At 70.1% G+C, this 2,775-nt stretch carries 2 protein-coding genes; one reads left to right on the top strand and one right to left on the bottom strand.

Annotated elements, in window-relative coordinates:
• The coding region (locus tag BMZ83_RS16010; RefSeq protein ID WP_074880991.1) for an N-acyl-D-amino-acid deacylase family protein at positions 1–1,377 on the top strand (1,377 nt) is incomplete at its 5' end.
• 21 nt (positions 1,378–1,398) lie between these two features.
• Here the strand turns inward: BMZ83_RS16010 and BMZ83_RS16005 are convergent.
• On the bottom strand, positions 1,399–2,775 hold a 1,377-nt coding region (locus BMZ83_RS16005; protein WP_074880988.1), incomplete at its 5' end, for an N-acyl-D-amino-acid deacylase family protein.

Raw genomic sequence — 2,775 nt, 5'->3', positions numbered from 1 at the left:
GCGACGCTCGCGCCCAAGCTCCGCCAGGGCATCACGACCGAAATTCTGGGCCAGGACGGCTTCTCGATGGCCCCCATGCACCGCGAGGGCGGCGCTGAGGAGTGGGCTCAGCACCTCTCTGGCCTGGCCGGCGACGTGGACGTGGACTGGACGTGGGGGGACACCGACGCCTACCTCGAGGCCGTCGAGGCCAACGGCATCGCCTCGAACGTGGCCACGCTCGTGGGCCACGGGACGGTGCGGTTCAACGTCCTGGGAATGGCCGACTGTGAGCCCACCGACGACGAGCTCGCGGAGATGGCCGAGCTGGTCGACGATGCTCTCGACGCCGGTGCGGTCGGCTTCTCCACGGGACTGGTCTACTCGCCGCAGGTCAACGCCTCGACCGAGGAAGTCCAGCAACTCGCGGCCCGCCTCGCCCCGTACGGTCGGCCGTTCGTCGCCCACATCCGGAGTGAGGGCCGCTGGATCTGGGAGGCCCTGGACGAGTTCGTCGACATCGGCGCCGAGGAGGAGATTCCGCTCCACCTCTCGCACTACAAGATGTCCGGCACCATGCAGCAGGGAAAGGCTGGGCGCGGCAACCAGCTCATCGAGGCCGCCCGCGAGCGCGGCGTCGACATGGCCGCCGAGCAGTACCCCTACACCGCCGGGAACACGCTGCTCTCTGCCGTCCTCCCCCCGTGGGTGCACGCCGAGGGACCGGAGGCGGTCCTGGAGACCCTCCAGGACGAGGAGTCCCGCGAGCGCATCCGCAAAGACATCGAGCAGTGGCGCATCGACGGCTGGGAGAACCAGGGCGCCCGCTCGGGCTGGGAGAACATCGTTGTCCGGAACCTCGACACCGAGCCCTGGCGCCAGTACGAGGGCGAGTCGGTGGCGGCCATCGCTGCCGACCGGGACCAGCACCCCGTCGAGACCGTGTGCGACGTGCTAGTCGCCGAGAAGCTCTCCCCGGCGATGATCCTCCACACCATCGCCGAGTCCGACGTGCGCGAGATCATGGCCAACGAGCGAGTCGGCGTGGCGACCGACGGCCTCTTCGGCGCGTTCCCGCACCCCCGGACGTACGGCACCTACCCGCGAATTCTGGGGACCTACGTGCGCGAAGAGAACCACCTCAGCCTGGAAGAAGCCGTCCGGAAGATGACCTCGCTTCCGACGCGGGCGATGGGACTCGACCGGAAAGGGATACTCAGACCGGGGATGGACGCCGACCTCGTGGTGTTCGACCCGGCGACGGTCAGCTCGCCGGCCACGTTCGACAACCCCCGCCAGCCGCCGAAGGGAATGCCCCACGTCCTGGTCGACGGGCAGTTCGTCGTCCGCGACGGTGAGCCGACGGGGGAGACACCGGGCGAAGCGATCCGGGTCTGAGAACGTCTCGTTCGACCGCCGCTACTTCCGGATCGCCTCGCCGGGGAGCTGTCCAGTGGTCTCGCCGTCCTGGACCGCGGGTTCGCCGTTGACGACGACGTGGTCGATGCCGCGGGGGAACCGCCGGGGCTTCTCGAACGTCGCGCGGCTCTCGACGGTGTCCGGGTCGAAGACGACCAGGTCCGCGTCCATCCCGGGACGGAGGACGCCCTTCCTGGTGAGACCCATCCCGCGAGCCGGCAGCGAGGTCATCTTCCTGACCGCCTCCTCCAGGGTCAGCAGGTTCTCCTCGCGCACGTAGTGGCCGAGAACGCGCGGATACGTCCCGTAGACGCGCGGGTGGGGCTTACCGCCGAAGAGCCCGTCCGTGGCGATGCAGACCCGCTCGTCGGCCATGATCGTCCGCACGTCGTCCTCCGCGAGCAGGTGGAGCACCATGCTGACGCCGAGTTCCTCCTCAACGAGCAGGTCGCAGACCGCCTCGACCGGGTGGGTGCCGCGCTCGGCGGCGACGGCGGCGACGCTCTCGCCCTCGACGTCCTCGTTCTCGCTCGACTCTACGTTCGCGATGACGACGTTGTCCCACCCGGCGAGCGCGCCGATGTTCTCCCAGCCGTCGATGCGCCACTGCTCGATGTCTTTGCGGATGCGCTCCCGGGCGTCGTCGTCCCGCAGGGTTTCGAGGGTGGCGTCGGGGCCGTCGGCGTGGACCCACGGGGGGAGGACGGCGGAGAGCATCGTGCTGCCCGCGGTGTAGGGGTACTGCTCGGCGGCCATGTCGACGCCGCGCTCGCGGGCCGTTTCCACGAGTTGGGTCGCCCGGTCGGCCTTGCCGTGCTGGGCGCCGCCGGCGACCTTGAAGTGCGAGAGGTGCAGCGGGATGCCCTCGTCGGCCCCGATGTCGACGTACTCGTCCAGAGCCTCCCAGATCCATCGTCCTTCGCTCCGGACGTGCGCGACGAACGGCCGGCCGTAGGGCGCGAGCCGGGCGGCCAGCTCCCCGACCTCGCGGGTGTCGGCGTAGGTGCAGGGCGTGTAGATGAGCCCCGTCGAGAAGCCGAGCGCGCCGTCCTCGAGTGCCTCGGTGACGAGGTCGCCCATCTCGGCCAGTTCGTCGTCGGTGGGCGCGCGGTCGGCCATCCCCAGGACGTTGAACCGCACCGTCCCGTGGCCGGCCAGCAGGCCGACGTTCGGCGCTACCCCGTTCTCCTCGACGGCCTGGAAGTACTCCTCGACGCTCCCCCAGGTCCAGTCCACGTCCACGCGACCCGCGAGGGCGCCGAGCTGTTTCGCCCACTCCTCGGCGCCGCCCTCGCGGTGCATGGGGGCCATCGAGAAGCCGTCCTGGCCCAGAATTTCGGTCGTGATGCCCTGGCGGAGCTTGGGCGCGAGCGTCGC

The organism is Halolamina pelagica (genome assembly GCF_900115675.1).
GTDB lineage: Archaea > Halobacteriota > Halobacteria > Halobacteriales > Haloferacaceae > Halolamina > Halolamina pelagica.
Note: the sequence above shows the minus strand (reverse complement) of the source record. Positions and strands in the feature narration are given on the sequence as shown.